Source organism: Rhizobium sp. CF122 (assembly GCF_000282035.1).
In the GTDB taxonomy this organism is placed as follows: domain Bacteria; phylum Pseudomonadota; class Alphaproteobacteria; order Rhizobiales; family Rhizobiaceae; genus Rhizobium.
Genome location: NZ_AKKA01000068.1, coordinates 1 through 25556 on the forward strand (window position 1 = coordinate 1; position 25556 = coordinate 25556).

The window sequence follows — 25556 nt, forward strand, 5'->3', positions numbered from 1 at the left end:
GGGCAGGTCGTGAAAAGCCGGTGTATTGGCTGGCCGGACGGCGCCGGAAATGTGGGAGATCCCCGACATTGCCACCGAGCACTATAGAATGATGCTCGAATTTTACGGCGAGGCAGTCGCGGTTCGCCATGCAAGGAAGCACCTTGGTTGGTATCTCGATCGCTTTGCGCCTGATATCGCGCCGCAGGAGAAGGCTGCGATCATGACCGCGCGGGAGCCCGACGACGTTGCTGCAAGGTTTTATGGTGCATTGATGGCTGCGGCATCGGACACGCAGACCCGGGAGGCTGCATGACGAATGATGTGCCATCGTCGATCGACAACGGCGGTAGCGCAGTTGCGATCGCTGTGCTCAACGCGATCCAGAATCCCGTTGTTATGGTCAACGAGGCCGGGCTCGTCGCTTTCGCCAATTGGGAGGCGGAGGCCTTCTTTGGTGCCAGCGCCGCCCACCTTGCTCGGTACAAGATCTCGACCTTTATCCCGTTCGGCAGTCCGCTACTGGCCTTGATCGATCAGGTTCGCGAAAGGCGGGCGCCGATCAACGAGTATCGAGTCGACTTGAGCTCGCCTCGCCTCGGACAGGACAAGCTCGTCGACTTATACGTTGCGCCTGTGGTCAGCGATCCGGGTTCGGTCGTGATCGTCTTCCAGGAGCGGTCGATGGCGGACAAGATTGATCGCCAGTTGACGCATCGTGCGGCCGCCCGCTCGGTCACTGGACTTGCTTCCATGCTGGCGCATGAGATCAAGAATCCGCTTTCCGGGATTCGCGGTGCAGCACAGCTGCTGGAGCAATCGGTCGTCGACGACGACCGCGCTTTGACACGGCTGATTTGCGATGAAACCGACCGCATAGTCTCGCTCGTGGATCGCATGGAGGTCTTCTCGGACGAGCGGCCGGTTGATCGGATGCCCGTCAACATCCACTCCGTTCTCGACCACGTGAAGGCTGTGGCAAAGGCGGGCTTTGCGCGGCACCTCCGCATCACCGAGAACTACGACCCGTCATTGCCGTCGGTCTACGCAAACCGCGATCAGCTTGTTCAGGTGTTCCTCAATCTCGTGAAGAATGCCGCCGAAGCGGTAGGCGATCGCCCGGATGGCGAGATCGTTTTGACGACGGCTTATCGCTCGGGCATTCGTTTGTCGGTCGCCGGTACGCGCGAAAAGATTTCGCTGCCGCTGGAGTTTTGTGTTCAGGACAACGGCCCAGGTGTGCCGGTCGACCTGCTACCGCACCTGTTTGATCCGTTCATCACGACGAAGACGAACGGTAGCGGCCTCGGGCTCGCGCTCGTCGCCAAGATCATCGGTGACCACGGCGGCATTATTGAATGCGACAGCCAGAACAACCGCACGACATTCCGCGTCTTGATGCCGGCCTCCAAGGACGCATCCATGGAAGACGCAACGACCATAACTCCCACAGGACCTACTCGATGACAGCAACGATCCTCGTCGCGGATGATGATGCGGCAATTCGTACCGTGCTTAATCAGGCTCTGAGCCGCGCCGGCTATGACGTGCGAATTACCTCCAACGCGGCCACGCTCTGGCGTTGGGTGTCGGCAGGCGAGGGCGATCTTGTCGTAACCGATGTCGTGATGCCGGATGAAAACGCGTTTGACCTGCTACCGCGCATTAAGAAAGCGCGCCCGGATCTGCCCGTGCTTGTCATGAGCGCCCAGAACACGTTCATGACGGCGATCAAGGCTTCCGAGAAGGGCGCCTACGATTATCTGCCGAAGCCGTTCGACCTGACGGAACTAATCGGCATCATCGGTCGTGCGCTCGCCGAGCCGAAGCGCAGGCCCGCCAAGCTCGACGAGGACATGCAGGACGGAATGCCGCTTGTGGGCCGTTCAGCAGCGATGCAGGAAATCTATCGCGTCCTTGCGCGCCTGATGCAGACCGATCTGACGCTCATGATCACCGGCGAGTCGGGAACAGGCAAGGAACTCGTGGCGCGAGCGCTGCATGACTACGGCAAGCGCCGCAACGGGCCGTTCGTTGCCATTAACATGGCGGCAATACCGCGTGACCTGATCGAATCCGAGCTTTTTGGCCACGAGAAGGGCGCGTTCACGGGCGCCCAGACTCGCTCCACTGGACGTTTCGAGCAGGCCGAAGGCGGCACGCTGTTTCTTGATGAAATCGGCGACATGCCGATGGACGCTCAGACGCGCCTTCTGCGCGTACTGCAGCAGGGCGAATACACCACAGTCGGCGGTCGCACGCCGATCCGCACCGATGTTCGCATCGTCGCCGCGACCAACAAGGATTTGAAGCAGGCAATCAACCAGGGTCTCTTCCGCGAGGACCTTTACTATCGTCTGAATGTCGTTCCGCTGCGGCTGCCTCCTCTGCGCGATCGCGCCGAGGATATTCCTGATCTGGTGCGCCACTTCGTCCAGCAGGCGGAAAAGGAAGGGCTCGGCTCCAAGCGCTTCGATCAGGAAGCACTCGATCTGATGAAGGCCTACGCGTGGCCGGGGAACGTGCGCGAGCTAGAGAACCTCATTCGCCGGCTGATGGCACTTTATCCACAGGATGTGATCACCCGCGAAATCATCGAAGCCGAGCTTCGGTCGGATGTTCCGGACAGCCCGATCGATAAAGGGCCGATCCGCACGGGCAACATGACGATTGCCCAGGCTGTCGAGGAAAACATGCGCGCATACTTCGCTGGTTTCGGCGAGGGCCTGCCGCCGCCGGGGCTGTACGATCGTGTGCTGACGGAAATGGAGTATCCGCTGATTCTTGCCGCCCTTACGGCCACGCGTGGTAATCAGATAAAAGCAGCTGATCTTTTGGGTCTGAACCGCAATACGCTGCGTAAGAAGATCAGAGAGCTTGGCGTATCGGTGTACAGAAGCTCCCGCACTGCTTGACAATGTGACTGGCGACGTTGCATTTTCGCCACAATGCGTTGCTTAGAAGTCACGCATGGGGTCCGGGTTTTCGCAGCTGTCTAAGAGCGTAGTGGCACTTGTTGTCGCATCGTGCAGGCGGGCTGGCGGTTTCCGCCCCTGTCGGCGGGGAGCGGCGGAGGCGATGGTCTGCCGCCAGGAGAATTAAGCGAATGGAACAGGATGCGATGCCGCCTGCGGCGGAAGGCGAAGCTGTCACGGCCGTGACCGATCGCCGCGCCCTGTTTGCGCTGCCGGGGCTGATCCTTGCTGGCGGTGCGCTTCTCTGCGCCACACTGACGCTTTTTGTGCTGCTTGGGCTGACCCCGATCGCACCGACCTACCACGTCGTCGTCACCTCGGTTGTCGTGAACTCGTTCTTCGTGCTCGGTTTGATGGCCCTCATCGCACGTGAGGTCTCTCGCCTGTTAAAGGCACGCAAACGCGGGCGCGCGGCGGCGCGGCTTCATATCCGTATCGTTGTGCTTTTCTCGATCGTCGCTATCACGCCGGCGATCCTAGTCGCCATTTTCGCCAGTATCACGCTGAACGCCGGCCTCGACCGATGGTTTGCCCTTCGTACGCAGTCGATCATCAGTTCCTCCCGCAACATCGGGCAGGCCTACATGATGGAGAATGCGAGCTATCTGCAGGGCCAGACCGTATCGATGGCGAATGACCTCGAACGCAACAGAGCGCTGTTCAATCTCGATCGCACGGGTTTTTCCGATTTGATGACACGACAGGCGCGGGGCCGCGGGCTGCTGGGCGCCTTTCTCGTCCAGCCTGACGGCTCGGTGATTACCCAGGCTGATATCAAGACCGAGAAGCCGTTGCCGGCAATTCCTCAGGACGCCTTGGACAAGGCCGCTGCCGGGCAGCCCACCTTGATCCCGCCGGGTGTAACGAATTTGGTCGGTGCCATCATCAAGCTCGATGCGATCGACGGAGCGTTCCTCTACACGGTCCGCGCGGTGGATCCCAAGGTCATGGGCGCGATGCGCCTCATGGAGGAGAATGCGACCGAATACAAATCCATGGAGGCTGGGCGCTTCTCGTTGCAGATTGCCTTCGCGGTTCTTTACATCGGCTTCGCCCTGATCGTTCTGCTGGCTGCCATCTGGACGGCGATCGCCGTTGCCGACCGTATCGTGCGCCCAATCCGCCTGCTGATTACGGCGGCGGATAGTGTGGCTTCGGGCAATATGGATATTGTCGTGCCCGTCCATGCGGTTGACGGCGACGTTGCAAACCTGTCGCGCACCTTCAACAAGATGATCTCGGAAATCCGCACGCAACGTGACGAGATCCTGGAAGCAAAGGACGAGGTGGACGACCGTCGTCGTTTCATCGAAGCCGTTCTTTCCGGCGTGACTGCCGCGGTCATCGGTGTCGAGCACGACCGCAGGATCACCATCGTCAACAGTTCGGCGGAAGTGCTGATGGCATTGCCAGCGTCGGACATGGTCGGCAAACAACTCTCCGCGATTGCGCCCGAGGTGGATCAGGTTTTGACCGAAGCTGCCTCCCGCTATCGCGGCGATTTCCGCAAGCAGATTGCGCTTGTGCGGGCAGGGACCGTACGGACCCTCAGCGTCCAGGTGACGCGTGAGGAGGTTCGCGACATGAGCGAATCCTATGTCATCACGCTCGACGACATCACCGATCTCGTGATTGCACAGCGCTCGACGGCATGGGGCGACGTCGCTCGTCGTATCGCTCACGAAATCAAGAATCCGCTGACGCCGATCCAGCTGTCGGCGGAGCGCATCCAGCGCCGCTATGGGAAACAGATCGACCAGAACGACCGGGGTGTCTTCGACCAGTGCACGGAGACCATCATCCGACAGGTGGGCGATATCGGCCGCATGGTCGACGAGTTCTCGTCATTCGCTCGGATGCCAAAGCCGATCAAGGAGCCGAGCGATCTCCGGAAGATCCTGCACGACGCGGTGTTCCTGCGCGAGATGGGCAACAGCCACGTTAGCTTCCAGCAGGAACTGGGCGATCAGCCGCTGGAAGGACAATTTGATAGTCGCATGCTCGGTCAGGCATTCGGCAATCTGATCAAGAACGCGGTGGAAGCGATCGAAGCCGTGCCGAGCGGTGAGCGCGACCAACGCAAGATCCTGGTTCGTGCTTCGCTCGATCCGGTACGCGACCGCTTTACTGTCGATGTGATCGACAACGGTCGCGGCCTGCCGGTCGAGAACCGCCATAGCATTCTCGAACCGTATACGACGATGCGCGAGAAGGGCACTGGACTTGGTCTGGCGATCGTCAAGAAAATTATTGAGGAACATGGCGGGCAGCTCGAATTGCATGACGCGCCCGCTGATTTCGACCAGGGAAGAGGGGCCATGATCCGCGTGCACCTGCCACGTCTGGAAACCGTACCTTCTGCCCCGGCCGCAAGTGACAAGGAAAGTGTTTATGGCCTCTGATATTCTGGTCGTCGATGACGAGCACGACATCCGCGAGATCGTCTCCGGTATCCTGTCTGATGAGGGACATGAGACCCGCACGGCACACGACAGCGACAGCGCTTTGGCTGCGATCTCCGATCGTGCGCCGCGGTTGATCTTCCTCGACATCTGGATGCAGGGGAGCAAGCTCGACGGCCTATCGCTGCTCGACGAGGTCAAGACGCGCCACCCGGATATCCCCGTTGTCATGATTTCCGGTCACGGCAACATCGAGACGGCTGTGTCCGCCATCAAGCGCGGTGCATTCGATTTCATCGAGAAGCCGTTCAAGGCCGACCGGCTGATCCTCATCGCCGAACGCGCGCTCGAGAATTCGAAGCTGAAGCGCGAAGTATCGGAACTCAAGCGCAAGGCTGGCGATCCGGTCGAACTCATCGGCACGTCGGTCGCGGTCTCGCAACTGCGCCAGACGATTGAAAAGGTTTCGCCCACCAACAGCCGTATCATGATCTTCGGCTCGTCGGGTTCCGGCAAGGAGCTCGTCGCCCGGATGATCCACAAAAAGTCGGCGCGGGCGAACGGCCCCTTCGTGGCGCTGAATGCCGCCAATATCACGCCGGACCGTATGGAGATCGCGCTATTCGGCACAGAAGGTTCGCCCGGCCAGGCGCGCAAGATTGGCGCGCTGGAAGAGGCGCACCGAGGTATCCTCTATCTCGACGAAGTCGGGGAAATGCCGCGCGAGACGCAGAACAAGATCCTGCGTGTTCTTGTCGATCAGCAGTTCGAGCGCGTTGGCGGCTCCAAGCGGGTGAAGGTCGATGTCCGCATTATCTCGTCGACGGCCTACAATCTCGAGAACCGCATCGCCGAGGGTTGGTTCCGCGAAGATCTCTACCATCGTCTAGCCGTGGTACCGGTGCGCGTGCCGGCGCTTGCGGAACGCCGCGAAGACATCCCGTTTCTGGTCGATCAACTGATGCGGCAGATCTCCGAGCAGGCCGGCATCCGCCCACGCCGCATCGGCGACGATGCGATGGCAGTGCTCCAGGCGCATGATTGGCCGGGCAACATCCGCCAGTTGCGCAACAATATCGAACGGCTAATGATCCTTGCTCGCTCCGATGGCCCGGACGCGCCGATCACGGCCGAAATGCTGCCGACTGATCTCGGCGACATGCTGCCGAAGGTTTCCGCGAAGAACGATTACCACATCATGACGCTGCCGCTCCGGGAGGCGCGCGAAATGTTCGAGAAGGACTATCTGATTGCGCAGATCAATCGCTTTGGCGGCAATATCTCGCGCACGGCGGAGTTCGTCGGCATGGAGCGTTCAGCGCTGCACCGCAAGCTGAAGTCGCTCGGCGTCTGATACAAGGGGCGGTGCGGTGCGCCGTCCATCATCTCCCGCTTATTCCCCACGCACAGGTTCTCCATGCCCAGAATAGCCTATGTGAACGGCCGCTATATCACGCACTCGAACGCGATGGTCCACATCGAGGATCGAGGCTATCAGTTCGCGGATGGCGTCTACGAGGTTTGTGAAGTCCGCCATGGCTATATCGTCGATCTTACGCGTCACCTGAACAGGCTGGACCGCTCGCTTGGCGAGTTGCGCATCGCCTGGCCGATGAGCCGCAATGCGCTGGCCCGCGTCATTCGCGAAACGCTGCGACGCAATCGAGTCCGCAACGGTCTCTTCTACCTGCAGATCACGCGCGGCGTTGCCCGTCGCGATCATGTATTTCCGGCAGAGGGAACGCCGCCCTCCCTGGTCGTCACCGCCAAGAGCACCGATCCTTCGATCATCGCCAAGAAGAACGCGACAGGCATCAAGGCGATCACCGTTCCCGATAATCGCTGGGATCGCGTCGATATCAAGTCCGTTGGTCTCCTGCCAAACGCTATGGCGCGCCAGCAGGCAAAAGAAGCTGGCGCCCAGGAAGCGATCTACGTGGACGCCGAAGGCATGGTGAAGGAGGGGGCCGCCACCAATGTCTGGATCGTTGATCGCAACGGCACGCTTATCACGCGCCCGGCCGAACATGGCATTCTCCGCGGCATTACCCGCACGACGCTGATCGATGTCGGAGCCAAGCTGGGGCTGAAGATCGAAGAGCGAAAGTTCTCGGTCGCAGAGATGCTTGCTGCACGCGAAGTCTTTATCACGGCCGCCACGAGTATCTGCTTTCCGGTTGTGTCGATCGATGGTCAGACGATCGCTAACGGCCATCCGGGCAGCGTCTCCCAGAAAATTCGGGAAGCCTTTTTCGACGTTGCGGAAAAGATTGCGATTTGATACCAAGGCTTTCTGGGCAGAGGGGATGAGGGTTGTCAGCTGCCTGCAGGCGAGGTTCATTAGTATTCCACCGGCAAAACAAAGCCGGCAATAAAGAAAGAAGCGGCGCGATGGCGGAACGTTCTCAGAATCTGCAGGACTTATTTCTCAATACTGTTCGCAAGCAAAAGATTTCACTGACAATTTTTCTGATTAACGGCGTTAAGCTGACGGGCGTAGTGACGTCCTTCGACAACTTCTGTGTTTTGCTTCGCCGTGACGGCCATTCGCAACTCGTGTATAAACACGCAATCTCGACCATCATGCCCGGCCAGCCGATGCAGATGTTCGAAAGCGAAGAAGCCGCTTCCTAACAGGACCTGCAACTATTTCGACACGCGATACCAAGAACGATTCGATCATCCCGGAAGCAGCAAAGCACCGGGATGATATGCGTGCGACCGTCGTCGTGCCTGTGCTCAAGCAGGCACGTGCCGCACGCGGAGCGGGTGATGCTGCGCCGCTGGTTACCCGCACGCCCGAGAGTCGTCTGGAAGAGGCAACCGGTCTCGCGCAGGCAATCGACCTCGACGTGGTGAACGGCACCGTCGTTACCGTCAACGCTCCGCGGCCCGCGACGCTGATGGGCACCGGCAAAATCGACGAGATCAAGGCGACGCTGGATGCGAACGACTCCGGTCTCGTCATCGTCGACCATCCGCTGACGCCGGTGCAACAGCGCAATCTCGAGAAGGAATGGAACGCCAAGGTCATTGACCGCACGGGCCTCATACTCGAGATCTTTGGCCGCCGCGCTTCCACCAAGGAAGGTACGCTGCAGGTCGATCTCGCGCATCTCAATTACCAGAAGGGCCGTCTGGTCCGCAGCTGGACGCACTTGGAGCGTCAGCGCGGTGGCGGCGGTTTCATGGGCGGTCCTGGTGAGACCCAGATCGAAGCCGACCGTCGCATGCTGCAGGACCGCATCATCAAGCTCGAGCGCGAGCTGGAGCAGGTCGTGCGAACCCGCCAACTCCATCGCGCCAAGCGCAAGAAAGTACCGCACCCGATCGTGGCGCTGGTCGGCTATACCAATGCCGGCAAGTCGACGCTGTTCAACCGTATCACCGGCGCCGGCGTGCTCGCGGAAGACATGCTCTTTGCGACGCTCGATCCGACGCTTCGCCGGATGAAGCTACCGCATGGCCGCACCGTGATCCTTTCCGATACCGTTGGGTTCATTTCGGACCTTCCGACCCATCTCGTGGCGGCTTTTCGCGCCACGTTGGAAGAAGTTTTGGAGGCCGACCTGATCCTCCATGTCCGCGATATGTCCGACGTCGACAACCAGGCGCAGAGCGTAGATGTGCTCCGTATCTTGAAGGACCTCGGCATTGACGAGGAAGAGGGCGACAAGCGGATCATCGAGGTCTGGAACAAGATCGATCGCCTTGAGCGGGAAGCACACGATGCCATCGTGCAGAAGGCAAGCGGTGCCGAGAACGTGGTCGCGCTATCTGCAATCAGCGGCGAGGGTATCGATACGCTGATGGGAGAGATCAGCCGCAGGCTTTCTGGCGTGCTGACCGAAGCGACCGTGCGCCTGCCTGTCGACAAGTTGGCGCTGCTGCCTTGGCTCTATGACCACGCGATTGTCGACAACCGCGAAGACAACGAAGACGGCTCGATCACGCTCGACGTGCGCCTCTCTGAAACCGAAGCGGTTGAACTGGAGCGCCGTCTCGGCAACGGACCGAAATCAGGCAAAGAGGACTGGGAGCGCTAAGGGCGCTCTTCTGCAACGGGCGTTTTGTCTGACGCGCGCAATTGCGCTTCCAGCAAGGTGAGGTTCAGCTATCGGCTCAACCCAGTTGCCGCTCGATTGCCTTTGCCGCCTGCCAGATTTCCTCCATCCGCTCCAGGCTCGCCGCTTCCAGCGTTTCGCCTTCCGCATCAAGAACAGCTTCGATATGATTGAAGCGTCTACGAAACTTCGTATTCGTTCCGCGCAGAGAATCTTCTGGATCGGCCTTCACATGCCTGCCGATGTTGACGACGGCGAAGATAAGGTCGCCGAGCTCATCGCTGACCTTCGCGTGATCGCCTTCGGCCAACGCAACGCGCAGTTCACCGATCTCTTCCTCGATCTTGTCGAGGATCGGCTCGGGTGCTGACCAGTCGAAGCCCACCTTTGCAGCACGCTCCTGCAGCTTCAATGCTTCCGTCAGGGCGGGGAAGCTCCGCTGAACCGATCCCAGGAAACCGGCCTTGAAATCCTCGCTGACACCGCGCTTGGCTCGCCGTTCGGCGCGCTCACGCGTTTCGGCGTGCTTGATGTCGTCCCACTGCTTCTTCACCGCGTCGGGCGTATCGGCGTCTGAACGCGCAAAAACGTGCGGATGGCGGCGGATCATCTTGCGGGTAATCGCCTCGACGACATCGCCAAAGGAGAATTCACCGGCTTCCTCCGCCATTCGTGCGTGGAACACGACCTGCAGCAGCAGGTCGCCCAACTCATCGCAGAGGTCGTCCATGTCGTGGCGCTCGATCGCGTCGGAAACCTCGTAGGCCTCCTCGATCGTGTAGGGCTTGATCGTTTCGAAGGTCTGGACGATGTCCCAGGGGCAGCCGGTTTGCGGATTGCGCAGCGCGGCCATGATCTCGATCAGGCGCGAAATGTCTTTAGAGGCTTCCATGGTCACTCAGTTCAGTGGAATGTCGTTGTCGCTCTTGGATGCCTGATAGCTGTCCGAGAGCGTGTCGTAACGCGCCTTGATGCGCGCCGTCTGCGCCTTCAACTCAGCCTTCAAATGCTCGTCCTCTGTCTCGACGAGATCGGCGATAGCAAAGCTGTTCCAGAACGCGTTGCTGCGCCGGTAGCCGCCCGGCTCCAGACCGAAGACTTCTTTCAGGATCCTCAAGTCGTGGGGAATGGCGAAGGCGTCGCGCGAATCTTCGTGGCTGAAAAAATAATAGAAATTGTCGAACCCGGCCCAGGTGATCGCCGACATGCACATGGTGCAGGGTTCGTGGGTCGACAGAAAGATCAGATCCTTCGTGGCGGGCTTCCCGCTAAGCTCGTAGAAGCGCTTCAGCGTGTGCACCTCGCCATGCCACAGCGGGTTTTCAAGCTCGTTGTTGGTTTCCGCAATGACGAGCGAAAGATCGGATTTGCACAGGATCGCGGCGCCGAACACCTTGTTGCCGGCCGCGACGCCGCGCTCGGTCATCGGCAAGATGTCTTGTTCCATGACGTTGAGCAGGCGGGCGGCGAGGGTCTTGTCGGGCATGGCTTTCTCCTTGGAGGCCGCACTTTACCGCCAGCGGCAGTCAACGCAAATGCCGATCAGGCAGCGCGACCGGATTTGTCACAGCCTTCTGTTGCGGTGCGGCGGATCAGGCTGTGTCCGCTGCGCCGCACCGGTGACTTTTACTCAAATCACCGGAACACCGAGTAAAAGAATACGCGCCCGCAGAGGCTTTCGAATTTCTGTTTCTTCAATTCCTTGGCTCGACGGTGCATATTCCGGCAACTTCGAAATGGATTGATGATGCCTCCCAAGACTGAACAACTGTCGGTATTTCCTGCTTTCTTTCGCGTTGAAGGCAAGATTGCGGCTGTCTTCGGCAATGGCGACGAGGCCTTTGCGAAGGTTCGTCTGCTCTCGAACACGCAGGCGCGGGTTGTCGCCTATACCAACCGCCCTGAGGCCGATTACCACGCCTACCTGATCGCCAATCGGATCGAGACGGTGCGCGCCGGCCTTGCGGCCGAGCAGGTCCGTGGTGCAATGCTCGTCTTTGCGGCGACCGGAGACGCGGCACAGGATCGCGCCATCGTCGAGGCAGCCCGTGCCGAAAAGGTGCCCGCCAATGCCGTCGATCAGCCGGAGTACTGCGATTTCTTCACGCCGGCTCTTGTCAACCGTGCGCCGGTAGCCGTCGCGATCGGCACCGAAGGCGCCGGGCCGGTGTTGGCCCAGATGATCCGCGCTCAGGTCGACCAGCTTCTCGCACCGTCGCTCGGCCGGTTGGCGGATCTCGCGATCAGCTACCGCAAGACGGTTGAGCATGTCGTCCCCAAGGGCGCTGCACGCCGTCTTTTCTGGCGCCGCTTCTTCTCCGGCGCGGTTGCCGATGCTGTCGCCAACGAGAACCTACCGCAGGCGCGTCGTGCTGCCAATGGCCTGCTACAGTTTGCTGAGCAGGTCGAGGGCCATGTCTGGCTCGTCGGTGCCGGTCCGGGTGCCGCGGATCTCCTTACTCTGCGCGCCCAGCGCGTGATGATGGAAGCCGATGTCATTGTCTATGATGCCCTCGTGCCGCAGGAGATTGTCGACATGGGTCGCCGTGACGCCGAGCGTCTGTCGGTCGGCAAGCGCAAGGGATGCCATTCGAAGTCGCAGGAGGAGATCAACGATCTGCTCGTGTACCTCGGTCGCGAAGGCAAGCGCGTGGTTCGCCTGAAGTCCGGCGATCCGCTTGTGTACGGTCGAGCAGGCGAGGAGATGGCGGCAATGCGCGCTGCGGGCATTTCCTATGAAGTGGTTCCGGGCATCACCTCGGCTTTCGCCGCTGCCGCCGATTTCGAGCTGCCGCTGACGCTGCGTGGCGTGGCCTCCTCGCTGGTCTTCACGACCGGCCACGATCTGACGGGCGATGTTCTGCCGGATTGGGCAAGCCTTGCTGTATCCGGCGCGACGATCGCCGTCTATATGGGCCGCACCGTTGCCGCGTCCGTAGCTGAACGCCTGATGCAGGCAGGCCTTGCCGCGGAAACGACTGTTGCCGTAGTTGAGAACGCCAGCCGCTCCGATCGCCGCCTGTTACATGGGATTTTGCGGGATCTTCCCGACCTGCAGCACCGTTACGAGTTGACCGGCCCGGTCATGGTCATTATCGGCGATGCGGTCGCAGGCGCCAATTTCGAACTGTCGGAGCCGCTTGTGCGCGAACGCGCCCGATCCGAGGAATTTGCAAGGAGCTGAGCATGGTAGACAAGGTTCTGACCGCCAACCGATTGACTGATGGTGTCGCGGTTTGGCTGAACGCCAATGGCGAATGGGTTACCTCGCTGCAGGAATCTCTCGTTGCTCGCCATGCAGAAGCCGTCGCGGCGCTGGAGGCGATTGGCAAGAAGTCCTATGCCGACAACCAGGTCGTGGACGTTGCCGTCGTCGAGGTTCAGGAGACAAACGGCGTACTCTGGCCGCTGCGTCTTCGCGAGCGCATTCGTGCCCAGGGGCCGACCATGGAATACGCGCCGGGCTACAAGCCCGCCGACCCCGCATTCATCGCAGTCTGAGGAAGCAGATGTATCGTTACGACGAATTTGACCATGCTTTTGTCGCCGAGCGCGTCGAGCAGTTTCGCGACCAGGTGCAGCGCCGCCTTTCCGGCGAACTCGCCGAAGACGCTTTCAAGCCGTTGCGCCTGATGAACGGCGTCTATCTGCAGCTTCACGCCTACATGCTGCGTATTGCCGTTCCTTATGGCACGCTGAGCTCGCGCCAGATGCGTATGCTCGCTCATGTCGCGCGCACTTATGATCGCGGTTATGGCCACTTCACCACGCGCCAGAACCTGCAGTTCAACTGGCCGAAGCTCTCCGACATGCCGGATGTGCTGGCTGAGCTTGCGACGGTCGAGATGCATGCGATGCAGACCTCGGGCAACTGCATCCGCAATGTCACGGCCGATCACTTCGCCGGCGCTGCCGCGGATGAAGTCGCCGATCCGCGTCCCTATGCTGAAATCCTGCGCCAGTGGTCGTCCGTGCATCCGGAATTCTCGTTCCTGCCGCGCAAGTTCAAGATTGCCGTTACCGGCGCCGAACGTGATCGCGCTGCGATCCAGGTCCACGACATCGGCCTGCATCTGAAGAAGAATGAGAAGGGCGAGATCGGCTTTGCCGTCTATGTCGGTGGCGGCCAGGGCCGCACGCCGATGATTGCCAAGCTGATCCGTGACTTCCTGCCGGAAGAGGATCTGCTGTCCTACACGACCGCAGTCATGCGCGTGTATAATCTGCATGGCCGTCGTGACAACAAGTACAAGGCTCGTATCAAGATTCTCGTGCATGAAACGGGTGCGGAAGAGCTGGCACGTCAGGTCGAGGCCGAGTTCGCTGAACTCAAGGACTCCGAACTGAGGCTGCCGGAGAAGGACGTCGAAGCCATCGCCGCCTATTTCGCGCCGCCGGCTCTGCCCGATCGCGCGGAAGGATGGGAGAACCTCGCTCGTTGGAAGAAGGCCGATCCGGCTTTCTCCCGCTGGGTGCAGCAGAACGTGCAGCCGCACAAGCATCCCGACTACGGCATGGTGACGATCTCGCTGAAGCCGATCGGTGGTATTCCGGGCGATGCTTCGGACAGCCAGATGGATGCTGTTGCTGATATCGCCGAGGAGTATGCCTTTGACGAAATCCGCGTCAGCCATGAGCAGAACCTGATCCTGCCGCATGTGGCGCTAGCCGATCTCGAAGCCGTTTATCGCGGTCTGGTTGCCATCGGTCTTGCCGAAGCCAATGCCGGTCTCATCACCGATATCATTGCCTGTCCCGGGCTGGACTACTGCGCGCTCGCAAACGCGCGCTCCATTCCCGTTGCGCAGGAAATCTCAAGGCGCTTCGGCGATCCGGTTCGTCAGGCTGAAATCGGTGAGCTGAAGATCAAGATCTCAGGCTGCATCAACGCCTGCGGCCATCACCATGTCGGCCATATCGGCCTGCTGGGCGTGGAAAAGAAGGGCGCCGAGCTCTATCAGATCACGCTCGGCGGTTCGGGCGACGAGCACACCTCGATCGGCGAGATCATCGGCCGTGGCTTCGAGCCCGACAAGGTGACTGACGCGATCGAAACGATCGTCAACACCTATCTGGCAATCCGCAAGGAGCCCTCCGAAATCTTCCTCGACACCTATCGTCGCGTTGGTCCGCAGCCGTTCAAGGATGCGCTGTATGGTTCGGCGGCGGAAGCGGCGTAAGGAGACGAGGATGACCAAGATCTGGAGAGAAACCGGCTTCGTCGAGAACGATCCCTGGGTGATCGAGACGGAAGAGGTGAAGGCAGCTGAGGGGGAAAAGCCCCTACTTGGCCTGGATGAGCTGATTGCCAAAGCAGACGAGAGCAATGAAGTCGGGTTTGGCGTGTTGATCAAGCCGGCGGACGATGTTCGCAAGCTCGAGCCCTACCTTTATCGGCTTGAGATCGTCGCTGTCGCCTTTCCGGCGTTCAATGACGGCCGTGCGTTCAGTCACGCTTCCCTGCTGCGCGACCGCCTCGGATACACCAACGAACTGCGCGCCGTCGGCGACGTGTTGATCGATCAGATTCCGTTGATGCAGCGTGTCGGTATCGACAGCTTTGCAGTCACCAACGAGACTGCGATAAAGCGTCTCACGGAGCACCGCCTGCCGGGAATTCCGCATCATTATCAACCGGCTGTGCGTGACGCGGACGCCGGCAAGGGCTATAGTTGGCGCCGTCAGGCGAAGCCGGCTGCATAAGCACCGGATCGCCGTCAAAGAATTGACGGAACGGTGCAATGAAGACTTTTGAAATAGCGGTGATCGGTGGCGGGCTTGCCGGCATGATCGCCGCCGTCGCCTTGGCTCGCGGCGGACGCAACGTGGCTCTCGTCGCGCCACCTTCTCCCAGTCAGGACCGGCGCACGACTGCGCTTATGGATCAATCGATCCGTTTCCTCGACAGGCTGACGCTTTGGGAAAGGCTGCGCCCGGCTGCCGCTGCGCTTTCCACCATGCGCATCATCGACGGTACGAATCGTCTGCTGCGTGCGCCGATCACCACCTTCCGTTCCATCGAACTCGATCTTGAGGCGTTCGGCTACAATTTCCCGAACAAGGCATTGATGGAGGTGCTGGACGCTGCGATTGCGGCTGAGGGCAACGTCACGTGTTTCACTTCGTTTGCCGATGCGATCGATATCGGCGCGGAATCGGTGACCGTCACGCTCGCCGACGGCGAAGTCCTTTCGGCGACGTTCGCGGTTGGTGCTGACGGACGCAAGTCGAAGCTCCGTGAAACAGCCGGCATCGATGTGCGCACATGGTCCTATCCGCAATCGGCCATGGTGTTGAATTTCGAACATTCGCTGCCGCATGAGAATATTTCGACGGAGTTCCATACGGAAAGTGGGCCGTTTACCCAGGTTCCGCTGACGGGCAATCGCTCCAGCCTCGTCTGGGTGCAGAACCCCTCGGATGCGGTTGCGCGCAACGAGCTCTCGCTGGTTGAGTTGAGCAATGTGGTCGAGGAGCGAATGCAGTCGTTGCTCGGCAAGGTGACTGTTGAGGAAGGTGTGCAGCTTTGGCCGCTTTCCGGCATGGTGGCCCATCGCTCCGGCAAGGGGCGGATCGCCCTCATCGGCGAAGCCTCTCATGTCTTCCCGCCGATCGGTGCACAAGGGCTCAATCTCAGCCTGCGCGATGTCATGGCGCTTTCGGAGATTCTTTGCACGCGGTCCGAACTGCCGATCGCTGCCGATGCCGGCGACCGGTTCGATCGCAAGCGCCGCGCCGATATCATGACCCGCACGGCAAGCGTCGATCTTCTCAACCGCTCGCTGCTGTCCGATTTCCTGCCTGTTCAAATGATGCGTGCTGCTGGCCTGCATATCCTGTCGGCACTGCCGCCGCTGCGCAGCATTGTCATGCGCGAGGGCATCGAGCCCGGTCGCGGCTTCCGGGACATTCCCGATGCCATCAAGGAAAAGCTAAGCCGGAAGAAAGCCTGATTTTATCGCAATCAGGATGAGCGAGACGGTCACGACGGAAAGCGCCGTCGTGATCAGGATCGTCGCCGAAGCACGCTCCTGCCAGACGCCGTATTGTTGCCCGATGACAAAGACATTGGTCGCCGTCGGCAGGGCGGCGAGCAGTACCGCGGCATAGATCCAAACCGGATCGAAGCCGCCGACGGCCGTCAGCGCGAAATAGACGACAAGCGGGTGCACGATGAGCTTGGCCGGCACGATATAGCCGATCTCGGCAGGTATACGCTTCAGCGGCCGAAGGGCCAGCGTGACTCCCATCGCAAACAGCGCGCAGGGCGCAGCAGCCTGCGCAAGGTAATCGACGAAGCGCTTGAAGGGCAGCGGCTGGTCGATATGGAAGCCGGCGACAACAAAGCCCAGCGCCGTCGACAGGATGAAGGGGTGAAGGGCCACTTTCCGAGCAATATCGATCGCTAGCCGCCCGGCGGATCGCCGATCATCGCCGGCTGCCGCCATGAGCGCCGGTGCGACGATGAAATGCAGCGCGTTCTCCAGGCAAACGATCAGCGCGACCGGCACGGCCGCACCTTCGCCCAGCGCCAGCAAGGCGAGACCTGGCCCCATGTATCCGATATTGCCGTACGCGCCGGCAAACGACTGAACGGTGCAGTCAGCGAGTGAATTGCCCCGGATCCCGCGAGCGATCGCAAACAGGACAATGAAGATCGAATACGTCGCAGCGAGATCGGTGGCGATGAAATCGATGCGTGTCAGATCCTCGAAGGGTGTACGTGAGACGAGTTTGAAGAAAAGCGCGGGCAGCGCGGCATAGATGATGAAGGTGTTCATCCAGCCGAGCGCGGCGGCCGGCTGCTTCGTCACTTTCCCTGCGATATAGCCAATGAGGATCAGGCCGAAGAACGGCAGAAGCAGACTGACGATATCGGACAACGGCTGCTGCTACTATTCCAATGCAAATTCTTGGGAGTGATCCCGGCTTAGCCGATTTTCATCAGGATTGGAAAGGTCTGCTGGAACCAGATTGCGACGTCACTGACGAAACCGAACATGAAAGCGAGGCCGGTCAGAATCAGGAACGAGCCCATGACTTTCTCGACCGTTCCGAGATGTCGGCGGAAGCGCGTCAGAAAGCCCATGAAGGCACCGGAAAAGCCCGCGGCAATCCAGAACGGGATGGCAAGGCCGAGGGAATAGACGGCGAGGAGCCCGGCGCCTGAACCGACTGTCTCCCGCGAGGCCGCGACGCCGAGGATTGCACCGAGCACCGGGCCGATGCAAGGTGTCCAGCCGAAGGCGAAGGCCAGCCCCATAATATAGGCACCCGTCAGCGTCGCCGGCTTGCCGCTGCCTTGAAAGCGTGCCTCGCGGGCCAGAATTCCAATCCGGAAGACCCCGAGGAAATTCAAACCCATGACTATGATAATGAGGCCGCCGATCTTTGCCAGGAGATCGAGATGCTGGCGAAGCGCCATGCCGATGCTGGATGCACCAGCCCCGAGCGCCACGAAAACGGTCGCGAAGCCGAGTGTGAAGAAAAGCGCTGAGAACAGGACGCCCCGCCGCGTATCCGGAGCGACAGCAACCGCGCTGCCGCCGCGGAACTGCTCGACGGAAATGCCGGCCATATAGCAGAGATAGGGCGGAACGAGAGGCAGCACGCAAGGAGACAGGAACGACAGCGCGCCCGCAAATAGGGCGCTCAATAAGGAAATATCGGCAATCGACACTTAGGGACTCCGGCGGCAGGCAATCATGGGCGAAGTCCTATCGCAGCCCAGGCATCGGGGCCAATCACCTTTTCGCGCTTTGGGAGAATAGGTAGGTGTCGGAGTGTACCCGCAGCACATGCTGCATTGAATTGGAATGGCGCGCCGTTCGTGCGCGCCATTGCCCTGCAATTGAAGTCATCACTACACGACGGATTAGCGATCGCGGCAGACGGTCCTGTATTTGGTGATGTAGTGGTGATGGCTCTTCTTCTGGTAGGGCTGCTCCCAGCACACCTGTCGCGCGTAGCGCGGACGATAGTAATCATCGTCATCATCGTCGTAGACATAGCGTGGCTCGTGTCTGTAATAGCGGGGCGGTGGCGGGTCGTCATAGTAACGCGGTCCGGAGCCGAATTCGAAGTATACGCCGTCCGCGAAAGCCGGTGCGCTCACAAGCAGCGTCGCAAGTCCGGCAGCTGCAACAATAAGCTTTCTCATGATCGGTCTCCATCTGTATCTGCTGACGTAACGCCTTTGGAGCGCTGTTGGTTCGACAGATTAGATGTGGCGAATGAATGCGCACTGAAACCGGCGTTCATGTTCCAGTCATGTGCGAGATGATCGCAGAGTTGTGATTCGATGGAGCTTGCGCCACACGGTCGGGCGTTAAACGCATCGAGACTAAATGCAGGCGAAAGACAGCCGCTCGCAATTTCAGCAACGTGCAGGATCACATGCTGCCAAAATAGAAGTCTCGGCGGTCCGCCGAGGCAGACAAACGCCGCGGTTCAATGATCAGCATCTGAAACATGGGGAATATGTAGTATCTGGCCATCGAGCAAAAGGAGGAAATGTTCCTCATCAAGCCGATTCACGATCTCGCCGTCCTCCGTCATATAATCGGTCTTGGGCGAAGCCGCGTTCTGGCCAGAAATCCTGATCTGCTGAATGACAACGTAGGTTTTCCCTCCGTCGTCCTGACACCGAAACCGCCTTTCCTCTCTGTAGTTCGACATGGCTTGGCCTCCATCGCATCAAGAGGAATCTTTGCCGCCATCAACGCGATTTCAAGGCCCACCGACTATTTCGGACGATTTGACGCCATTTGAGACGTCGGGTGCGGAGCACAGTTTGGGGACCTGCCAAGGACGACGTCGGCAGGCTTCCGCCCGGAAGCATAAGGCGCCGCCCAATAAAGTGACTGCGAGGCCGTTAACGAGATTAACGGGACGCAGCGTTCGCTACGCGATTGCCGGCGTTCTGGGTCGCATTGACGGTATTGGCCGCATCGCGTCCAAAGCCCTTGATGGTGTTTGCGCACGAACTCAATGCAATGAGCACGCACAAGGCAGTAGCAACTTTGGCGATGATCGTCATTTTCCTGTCTCCTAGTTGGAGTCGATAGGTAATGCGCGAGACCGCAAGTTGTTCAAAGCGAACCACAATTGCGTCAAGCCAATGCAAGATTTTGTGGAAGAGAGTGTCAAAAAGAAAAAGCCCGGCGGGATAGAATCCACCGGGCCTTTTTGCGGACCTACATAGGCGATGCTGGTCCGGCAGCGCGGATTTCAAACGCTGCAGCTATTTAACGGACAGCGCGAGCAAAGGTTCCCACAAATATTGGCTATTTCGCGATCCAAGCTCGTGCCGCATCAGGCGGCTTGAGCGGATGCCGGCACCAGCGCCTGTACCCCGGTCGTATTTCAACATGCGGCCGGCCATGGTCTGGCTATTACTCGCTGCCTCGCAGGCTTTGTCCAAAAAGGCTTGCAAGCGCTGCGGAAGCCAAGCTGCCGCGATGGCTTGCTTGAGGGGCATCGAATTTCACGCTTCGTCCTCACAACGGAACGTCATTTCTTTTGTTCACTAATTTTATAGACAATATTTGATGCAACAACGAAGGAGAGATATATGTCGCTGCGATTGGTGGGCATTGCCGGTAGCTTCAACCGTCCGTCCAAGACCTATGCCCTGGTCGAGCATATTGCCGGGCTTGCCGCTGCAAACTATGGCTTTTCCTCGAAGATCTACGATCTCAAGGACGTCGGCCCATCATTGGGCACTGCCCTGTGGCGCAGCGAGCTGGATGAACAGGCCAGCCAGGTTCTCGATGATATCGTCAAGGCGGATGTCCTAGTCGTAGGCTCGCCGACCTACAAGGGATCTTATCCCGGCCTGTTCAAGCATCTGATCGATCTTATCGAGCCGAGCGAACTCCGCTCCAAGCCGATCATCATCTCTGCGACCGGTGGCGGGGATCGCCATGCCCTGATTGTCGAGCATCAGCTACGGCCGCTGTTCGGTTTCTTCATGGCCCACACGCTGCCGACGGCCGTCTATGCCTCGGACCGCGATTTCGTAGACTACAAGGTCGCCTCGGAGTCGCTGTCTGGCCGCATCGGCTCTGTCGTCGATGAGCTGGCCGCGTTCTCTTTCCTCCCGTCGGCAAAGGCCACGCTTCAGGCCGCCGAGTGAGCTCGGGAGGGGCGACATGGATAGTGCGGAGAAGACGTCAATGGGAAGCGAGCTTTGGAGCGTCTTCGACTTTGCTCGCCGTTATCGGCTGACGGTGCGCGAGCAAAACCGTCTGCTGATGCTGTTCGGCCCGGTCGCCAGCGCCGCGGACTTACTTTCGAATGCGAGGCGCAACCAGTTGATCTGATAAGGTAAGCAAGAAGAAACCGATGCTGCATTCTCTTCTTTTATGGCTCCGGTGGGCCGTCCGCCTCGGGCCTTCCCAACTGGCGGCGGGCGCACCGCGGATCGAGCTGCACAGTGACGGCGAGCCGACGGCCCGCGACTATGAAATCTACTATTGGAACCCATCTCCGGGGCCCTGGTACTGAGGATCGTCATGGCTGTTTTCGATGATCGCCGCATCGCTCCGCGAAACCGGCTTGTAGGTGTTTTGGCGGATGTGGCCTCTTCTGCGGCTACAGTGCTCGCCTTCGGGTTCCTCTTCGCGATCACTCTCGGCGTTCTCTAGGAACAGATAGCTCGGTCACGCGACGCGATAAGGATTGATGATGACGCCAGTACTTATTCTTCCCGGGCTCTTCGGATCAGAAGATGCGCATTGGCAAACCGCCTGGCTGCGGGATCATCCCGAAAGTCGCCTCGTCCATCAGGACAACTGGGATCATCCGCACTTGAGTCTCTGGCGGGCAACGCTCGAGGCCGCGCTCGAAGAGGCCGGCGAGGCCTACATCGTGGCCCATAGCTTAGGATGTCTGCTGGCGGCGAGCCTTGCCACGAGGCCTGCGGCGGCACGGGTGAGGGGAGCGCTGCTCGTGGCGCCATGCGATCTGCCGGCGACCGAGAAGCTTCATCCCGGCCAGATTGCTTTCGGCACGATGCCGACGGCAGAGTTGCCGTTTCCCAGCATCGTGGTCGGTAGCCTGAACGATCATTACATGTCGCTCGATCGCCTGACACTCTTTGCTCGCCTCTGGGGCAGCGAGTTGCGCAACGCCGGTTTGGCCGGACACGTCAATGTCGCCAGCGGCTATGGCCGTTGGCCAGGCGGCTACCGTGTTTTCGAAACGCTGAAAGCCAGAACTCGCCATCTCGATAAAATACCGCAGAAAAAGCCGTCTCTCGGCAGAGAGGCTTCGTCCGCGTGGTAGAGGATCTCATGGCGTCGCCAAGCCGATTATCGACGATATCGGGTGAAACTCGCCGGCGAACACTTCGTCGGCTTGTGTGGGTTCTCCTTGAATTTGCGGATGATCTGGGCGACCAATCTGACGCGCCGAAGATCGAGAAGCTCTGTCAAATCATCGACAGAATGAGCGTGGATATTGCTGCGGCTGATAAGGCAAGCTTTGCCGCTATCCTTCATCAGGCGACCGTTTTGACGCAGGTGCTTGAACAGCGGCTGAAAACGGCTAGACAATTCACCCGTCATTGAAAACCAACGCCATTTCACCAGCAAGGATCAACGCTCATGAGCCTCCGCATCAACGATATTGCACCTGATTTCACCGCCGACACCACGCAAGGTGCCATCCAATTCCATGACTGGATCGGTGATGGCTGGGCAGTGCTCTTCTCGCATCCGAAGAACTTCACGCCGGTTTGCACGACCGAGCTTGGCGCGATGGCAGGACTGGAGCCCGAATTCCGCAAGCGCGGCGCCAAGATCATCGGCATCTCCGTGGATCCGGTGGAAAGCCACGGCAAGTGGAAAAACGACATCAAGACGGCGACCGGTTTCGATGTCGAATACCCGCTGATCGGCGACAAGGACCTGAAGGTCGCCAAGCTTTACGACATGCTGCCCGCTGGAGCCGGGGAAACGTCGGAGGGGCGCACGCCGGCGGACAATGCGACCGTCCGTTCCGTCTTCATCATCGGCCCGGACAAGAAGATCAAGTTGGTCCTCACCTACCCGATGACGACTGGGAGAAACTTCAACGAGATCCTTCGCGCGATCGATTCCATCCAATTGACGGCAAAGCATCAGGTTGCGACGCCGGCGAACTGGCAGCAGGGTGAGGACGTCATCATCACAGCTGCCGTCTCGAACGAGGACGCAGCAACCCGCTTCGGTTCGTTTGACACAGTGCTTCCTTACCTGCGCAAGACCAAGCAGCCGCAGGCGTAAACGCTCGGGCAAGGGGTAGGGTATCGGACGGGAGCGCTTGATGGCACAGGAGCGACAATTGCACCTTGGGGCATTCATGCGCCCTGTCAGCCTGCATACTGGAGCCTGGCGCTACCCCGGCGCCTATCCCGACGCGAACTTCAACTTCAAGCACTTGAAGGAGTTTGCGCGAAAGCTGGAGGCGGCGAAGTTCGACGCCTTCTTCATGGCGGATCACCTCGCCGTGCTCAACATGCCGGTGGAGGCTCTAAAGCGAAGCCAGACGGTAACCTCCTTCGAGCCGTTCACGCTGTTATCGGCTCTTGCCGCAGTCACTGACCGGATCGGCCTCGTTGCGACGGCCTCGACGACCTTCGACGAGCCCTATCACGTTGCCCGCCGCTTCGCTTCGCTCGACCATATCAGCGCCGGGCGCGCGGGCTGGAACATCGTGACGACCGCCAATCCCGATGCCGCGCTGAATTTTGGCCTCGAGGAACATGTCGAGCATGGCGAGCGCTACCACCGTGCCCGGGAATTTTACGACGTCGTCACCGGCCTCTGGGACAGTTTCGCCGACGACGCTTTTACGCGCGATGTGGAAAGTGGCCAGTTCTTCGATCCCGCCAGAATGCATGTCCTCAATCACAAGGGCGAGGAGCTTAGCGTGCGCGGCCCGCTCAACATCGCCCGCCCGCCGCAGGGTTGGCCGGTGATCGTGCAGGCGGGGCAGTCCGAACCGGGACGCCAGCTCGCCGCCGAGACGGCAGAAGTGGTGTTCTGCTCGCCACGCGATCTCCGCGCGGCGCAGGCGCTCTATGCCGATATCAAGGAGCGCATGTCCGCGATTGGTCGGGATCCCGATAGCCTCAAGATTCTGCCGGCCGCCTTCATCGTCATCGGCGACAGCATTGAGGAGGCGCGCACGAAGCGGGCGCATCTCGATAGCCTCGTGCACTATGACAGCGCCATCGCCTCGCTCTCGATCGCTCTTGGTCACGATGCTTCGGGCTTCGATCCGGATGGGCCGCTACCTGATATAGCGGAGACGAATGCCAGCAAGACCGGTCGCGCGCAGGTACTGAAGCTTGCCCAGAAAGAGCAGTTGACTGTTCGGCAGCTCGCGCAGCGCTATGGTGGCTACTCCGGCCTTGCCTTTGTCGGCACGCCGGAGACGATTGCCGATGAGATGGCGCAATGGCTGGAGGAGCGAGGCAGCGACGGTTTCAATGTCGTCTTCCCGTATCTTCCTCAAGGTCTCGACGATGTCGTCGATCGGCTCGTACCCGAACTGCAGCGGCGAGGGATTTTCAGGCAGGACTACGAGGGCACGACGCTGCGTGAGCATCTCGGCCTTTCCCGGCCGACCAACAGGTTCTTTGCAAGTCCCTGAGCCGAGATATGTCGCGGAAGAGATATCGGATGGCTTGGTATTTACTGGTGCCCGGGGAGATGGCGCTGACTTACTGGAATTAGCCTGCAACCTACCAGACATAGCCCGTGCAAGAGTGGCGTGCACACATTTACATTATCCAATTTCAAGATGATGCTTCCCTAGGCAAATTGGCGGCGGTCATGCAGTGGGTTACTCAAAACGCGGTCCCGTTGATTGGCGCCGCAGTCATCATCATCACGGTCATATTCATAGCCGTCGGCCGAACTGTAACAAATGGGCATGCAATCGTACTGGCAGCTGGTGCAATCTTGCTGGCATTGCCATCCGTGGCGAACTTCGAATGGTCATCCGGAGTGCTCAAATATACCCGCAGGGGAGAGACGCTCGACTTGACCGCCAAACTAGAGAAGCTTGCGCAAGACAATGCTCAAGCCAACGCGGCTTTGACGACAGTCAACGAGGCATTGAAAGTCGCGAACGAGCGAATTTCTCAGCTTGAGACAATGGCTAGTAAACGAGGCGACGGGTCAACCGGAAGTGCCTTGCCAAACACGTCCAACTGGGGCGTTTTTTCCCAGCCGGCGTTCTACGAAAAGCTCGTGAAAGGCAGCCAAGCTGCGACAACCACGAGCAAAGAGAACCTCGACAGCATACAGGAGTTCAGGAATTCGCTAAGCAATTGGCCACCATCGAGCGACTCCTCTAAGTTCCGCTGCGGACCGAGCAATCGCTGCTAGCCGCGAAGCTTGAGGGAAGATATTCCCGATATGCGCACGACAGTCAATGATAGGAGGACGCTCATCGCGACCACTCCTGGCCCCGCATTGCAGGGCATAAGTAGCGCGAGCGTTCGTCGGCGGTCATTTATTTCCACTTCCTTGCGTAACGCCCCTCGCATCTACCTAATGGTGCGATACATTGCTGCCTGCAGCGTAGCCGCCCTGGCGAGGAGAAGCAAAGATGAGCAGATTTCGTGCCTTAGTAGCAGCCGGAGCGATGATTAGCCTTTCAGCGCTCACATCGGCCTGCTCGACTCCACCGAATTCAATGGGCTCGGCATCAGGCTATCAGCCCGGAGATTCAATGAATCGAGCCTGCGCGGATGGCTTCAGACCTAGCAACGGCCGCTCGTGCAGTTACTGACGGGCGGTAGCGCAGGTAAGTAGATACTGGCGCATCACTGATCTCGCCCATCCGCTTTCTTGATGTCTTCCCAATACGGATAATGCTCGGCACACCACCATCGCGTTTCTACGCCCTTGGAAGAGGCGTGGCCGAAGCCTCCCCATTTCCCGCATCCCGCCACACAGCAGTAGTGGTTTACGTGAATGTTGGCGCCAGGCGCCTTCGAGTGGTTTTCGATGCTCATCGCGACAGGTTCCTACCATCAATCGCGCGCCTTTATGGCCGCATTTGCATCGCATGAAACCTGCGACCTGGCCTAGCGTCAATCCTCTTCGAAACTTCCTTTGTATCTCCCACCGGTCGATGGG

Annotated in this window: 29 protein-coding genes and 1 pseudogene; 22 read left to right on the top strand and 8 right to left on the bottom strand. The window is 59.6% G+C overall.

Annotated features, from left to right (window positions below):
* Window positions 1-16: 16 nt before the first annotated feature.
* From PMI09_RS11605 to hflX, 8 genes and pseudogenes are all read left to right on the top strand, one after another.
* Window positions 17-295: pseudogene (locus PMI09_RS11605) on the top strand (tRNA-dihydrouridine synthase); the annotation flags it as partial.
* A complete protein-coding gene (locus tag PMI09_RS11610; RefSeq protein ID WP_007793321.1) occupies window positions 292-1446 on the top strand; it encodes a two-component system sensor histidine kinase NtrB in 1155 nt (384 codons plus the stop codon). The pseudogene PMI09_RS11605 and the gene PMI09_RS11610, both read left to right, overlap by 4 nt.
* Window positions 1443-2894 (top strand): nitrogen regulation protein NR(I), encoded by a 1452-nt coding sequence (ntrC, locus tag PMI09_RS11615; RefSeq protein WP_007793323.1) that lies wholly within the window; start codon window positions 1443-1445, stop codon window positions 2892-2894. Before PMI09_RS11610 ends, ntrC begins: the two co-directional genes overlap by 4 nt.
* 191 nt (window positions 2895-3085) lie before the next feature.
* Window positions 3086-5356, top strand: coding sequence for a sensor histidine kinase NtrY-like (locus PMI09_RS11620; RefSeq protein ID WP_007793325.1), 2271 nt, complete (start codon window positions 3086-3088; stop codon window positions 5354-5356).
* A complete protein-coding gene (gene ntrX, locus PMI09_RS11625) occupies window positions 5346-6710 on the top strand; it encodes a nitrogen assimilation response regulator NtrX (protein WP_007793327.1) in 1365 nt (454 codons plus the stop codon). The genes PMI09_RS11620 and ntrX overlap by 11 nt, the downstream gene beginning before the upstream one ends.
* Window positions 6711-6773: 63 nt before the next feature.
* Entirely contained in the window at window positions 6774-7637 is an 864-nt protein-coding gene (locus PMI09_RS11630; RefSeq protein ID WP_007793329.1) for a D-amino-acid transaminase, read from the top strand.
* Window positions 7638-7747: 110 nt separating this feature from the next.
* Window positions 7748-7990 carry an RNA chaperone Hfq gene (hfq, locus tag PMI09_RS11635; RefSeq protein ID WP_003539403.1) on the top strand — a complete coding sequence of 81 codons (243 nt, stop codon included), beginning with the start codon at window positions 7748-7750 and terminating at the stop codon, window positions 7988-7990.
* A 77-nt stretch (window positions 7991-8067) separates the two neighbouring features.
* Window positions 8068-9402, top strand: a complete 1335-nt coding sequence (hflX, locus tag PMI09_RS11640) for a GTPase HflX (RefSeq protein WP_007793333.1) — start codon at window positions 8068-8070, stop codon at window positions 9400-9402.
* Between the two features lie 76 nt (window positions 9403-9478).
* On the opposite strand, the gene mazG is transcribed toward hflX, so the two are convergent.
* Together mazG and PMI09_RS11650 are read right to left on the bottom strand one after the other, a co-directional pair.
* On the bottom strand, window positions 9479-10312 hold the full coding sequence (gene mazG, locus PMI09_RS11645; protein WP_007793334.1) for a nucleoside triphosphate pyrophosphohydrolase: 834 nt from the start codon (window positions 10310-10312) through the stop codon (window positions 9479-9481).
* Window positions 10313-10318: 6 nt separating this feature from the next.
* On the bottom strand, window positions 10319-10906 hold the full coding sequence (locus tag PMI09_RS11650) for a deaminase (protein ID WP_007793335.1): 588 nt from the start codon (window positions 10904-10906) through the stop codon (window positions 10319-10321).
* 261 nt (window positions 10907-11167) lie between these two features.
* Between PMI09_RS11650 and cysG the strand changes: the two genes are divergently transcribed.
* From cysG to PMI09_RS11675, 5 genes are read left to right on the top strand one after another with little or no spacing between them, the layout of a single operon-like run.
* Window positions 11168-12604, top strand: a complete 1437-nt coding sequence (gene cysG, locus PMI09_RS11655) for a siroheme synthase CysG (RefSeq protein ID WP_007793336.1) — start codon at window positions 11168-11170, stop codon at window positions 12602-12604.
* A 2-nt stretch (window positions 12605-12606) separates the two neighbouring features.
* Window positions 12607-12921, top strand: a complete 315-nt coding sequence (locus PMI09_RS11660; protein WP_007793337.1) for a DUF2849 domain-containing protein — start codon at window positions 12607-12609, stop codon at window positions 12919-12921.
* Between the two features lie 8 nt (window positions 12922-12929).
* On the top strand, window positions 12930-14600 hold the full coding sequence (locus PMI09_RS11665; RefSeq protein ID WP_007793343.1) for a nitrite/sulfite reductase: 1671 nt from the start codon (window positions 12930-12932) through the stop codon (window positions 14598-14600).
* A gap of 10 nt (window positions 14601-14610) precedes the next feature.
* A complete protein-coding gene (locus PMI09_RS11670; RefSeq protein WP_007793346.1) occupies window positions 14611-15123 on the top strand; it encodes a DUF934 domain-containing protein in 513 nt (170 codons plus the stop codon).
* Between the two features lie 38 nt (window positions 15124-15161).
* On the top strand, window positions 15162-16373 hold the full coding sequence (locus tag PMI09_RS11675) for a UbiH/UbiF family hydroxylase (RefSeq protein WP_007793347.1): 1212 nt from the start codon (window positions 15162-15164) through the stop codon (window positions 16371-16373).
* Here the strand turns inward: PMI09_RS11675 and PMI09_RS11680 are convergent.
* From PMI09_RS11680 to PMI09_RS11700, 5 genes are all read right to left on the bottom strand, one after another.
* Window positions 16353-17303: an AEC family transporter gene (locus PMI09_RS11680; protein WP_007793350.1), complete on the bottom strand. Its 951-nt coding sequence runs from the start codon at window positions 17301-17303 to the stop codon at window positions 16353-16355. The genes PMI09_RS11675 and PMI09_RS11680 overlap by 21 nt on opposite strands.
* 47 nt (window positions 17304-17350) lie before the next feature.
* Window positions 17351-18100 carry a cytochrome c biogenesis CcdA family protein gene (locus tag PMI09_RS11685; RefSeq protein ID WP_007793352.1) on the bottom strand — a complete coding sequence of 250 codons (750 nt, stop codon included), beginning with the start codon at window positions 18098-18100 and terminating at the stop codon, window positions 17351-17353.
* 195 nt (window positions 18101-18295) lie between these two features.
* Entirely contained in the window at window positions 18296-18580 is a 285-nt protein-coding gene (locus PMI09_RS11690; protein WP_007793355.1) for a hypothetical protein, read from the bottom strand.
* 290 nt (window positions 18581-18870) lie between these two features.
* The gene (locus PMI09_RS11695; RefSeq protein WP_007793359.1) at window positions 18871-19098 is read right to left on the bottom strand and encodes a hypothetical protein; all 228 of its coding nucleotides are present in this window, start codon (window positions 19096-19098) and stop codon (window positions 18871-18873) included.
* A gap of 205 nt (window positions 19099-19303) precedes the next feature.
* Window positions 19304-19459 carry a hypothetical protein gene (locus PMI09_RS11700; RefSeq protein WP_007793362.1) on the bottom strand — a complete coding sequence of 52 codons (156 nt, stop codon included), beginning with the start codon at window positions 19457-19459 and terminating at the stop codon, window positions 19304-19306.
* Window positions 19460-19993: 534 nt separating this feature from the next.
* Between PMI09_RS11700 and msuE the strand changes: the two genes are divergently transcribed.
* The 9 genes from msuE (at window position 19994) to PMI09_RS32160 (ending at window position 25206) form a co-directional block, all read left to right on the top strand.
* Window positions 19994-20557 (top strand): FMN reductase, encoded by a 564-nt coding sequence (gene msuE, locus PMI09_RS11710; protein WP_007793364.1) that lies wholly within the window; start codon window positions 19994-19996, stop codon window positions 20555-20557.
* 16 nt (window positions 20558-20573) lie between these two features.
* On the top strand, window positions 20574-20744 hold the full coding sequence (locus PMI09_RS31725) for a hypothetical protein (RefSeq protein ID WP_007793367.1): 171 nt from the start codon (window positions 20574-20576) through the stop codon (window positions 20742-20744).
* Window positions 20745-20936: 192 nt separating this feature from the next.
* The gene (locus tag PMI09_RS32525) at window positions 20937-21068 is read left to right on the top strand and encodes a hypothetical protein (protein ID WP_274533076.1); all 132 of its coding nucleotides are present in this window, start codon (window positions 20937-20939) and stop codon (window positions 21066-21068) included.
* A 40-nt stretch (window positions 21069-21108) separates the two neighbouring features.
* Window positions 21109-21708, top strand: a complete 600-nt coding sequence (locus PMI09_RS11715; RefSeq protein ID WP_007793370.1) for an RBBP9/YdeN family alpha/beta hydrolase — start codon at window positions 21109-21111, stop codon at window positions 21706-21708.
* Window positions 21709-21716: 8 nt separating this feature from the next.
* Window positions 21717-21992 (top strand): hypothetical protein, encoded by a 276-nt coding sequence (locus tag PMI09_RS11720; protein WP_007793373.1) that lies wholly within the window; start codon window positions 21717-21719, stop codon window positions 21990-21992.
* Window positions 21993-22028: 36 nt separating this feature from the next.
* Window positions 22029-22688, top strand: a complete 660-nt coding sequence (locus PMI09_RS11725) for a peroxiredoxin (protein ID WP_007793375.1) — start codon at window positions 22029-22031, stop codon at window positions 22686-22688.
* A 40-nt stretch (window positions 22689-22728) separates the two neighbouring features.
* Entirely contained in the window at window positions 22729-24060 is a 1332-nt protein-coding gene (locus tag PMI09_RS11730) for an LLM class flavin-dependent oxidoreductase (protein WP_007793378.1), read from the top strand.
* A 182-nt stretch (window positions 24061-24242) separates the two neighbouring features.
* Window positions 24243-24800, top strand: a complete 558-nt coding sequence (locus PMI09_RS11735; protein WP_007793381.1) for a hypothetical protein — start codon at window positions 24243-24245, stop codon at window positions 24798-24800.
* A 223-nt stretch (window positions 24801-25023) separates the two neighbouring features.
* Window positions 25024-25206, top strand: a complete 183-nt coding sequence (locus PMI09_RS32160) for a hypothetical protein (protein ID WP_081499062.1) — start codon at window positions 25024-25026, stop codon at window positions 25204-25206.
* A gap of 34 nt (window positions 25207-25240) precedes the next feature.
* Here the strand turns inward: PMI09_RS32160 and PMI09_RS30275 are convergent, their stop codons facing one another.
* Entirely contained in the window at window positions 25241-25432 is a 192-nt protein-coding gene (locus PMI09_RS30275; RefSeq protein ID WP_007793384.1) for a hypothetical protein, read from the bottom strand.
* Window positions 25433-25556: the final 124 nt, after the last annotated feature.